General features: G+C 62.8%; 1 pseudogene. It reads left to right on the forward strand.

Going from position 1 to position 586, the window contains the following annotated elements:
* Positions 1-324 (forward strand): annotated as a pseudogene (locus C6N31_RS42390) (hypothetical protein); the annotation flags it as partial.
* Between the last annotated feature and the right edge of the window lie 262 nt (positions 325-586).

A 586-nucleotide genomic window follows, 5' to 3' on the forward strand; every position in this document is an offset into this window, starting at 1 on the left:
GACGTGGCGAAGGAACAAGCTGTTCGTGAACAGCTTGCCCAGGTGCTGCGCGAAGAAGCCGGGCGCTGGCAGGAGGCCGCTGCCCTCCGTGCGTACTGCATGGCATTGGAACGTCGCATCGGCGAGTTGGAGGGTGTTGCGGACGAGACGACACTGGACTCGGCTCGACGCTGGTTGGAGTGGGCAGGGGGGTACGCGAGGTCGATCGACCCCCTGGGCAGGCTTCCGAAAATGCCGCACACACGTGAACTCACGCCGGAGGAACTCAAGCCGTACCTCCAGGGATGGAGCCCTTACGGGCCGGAACGGCGCGACGGACTATGACGTGCGTGTAGGTTCCCGAATCAGATGTCCTCTGGCAACGGGCTCACCAGGTCGTTTGACGTTGTCTCAGTGCGTGTCCCCATGATGGTTCGTCTCATCGGGGTGGCCTCGGCATCGGAGAAGGCATCATGCCGTCCGCGCGGCGTCGAAAGCTGCCAAGTCAGGTTTCGACGCCGCACGTTTACGATGGGACAGGGTGAACTGGTAAAGGTTGGGAGTGCTAGCCGTTGGGGTTCAGGGCGCCGTCGAATTCGAAGACGGG

This window comes from Streptomyces fildesensis (genome assembly GCF_016107395.1).
In the GTDB taxonomy this organism is placed as follows: Bacteria; Actinomycetota; Actinomycetes; order Streptomycetales; family Streptomycetaceae; genus Actinacidiphila; species Actinacidiphila fildesensis.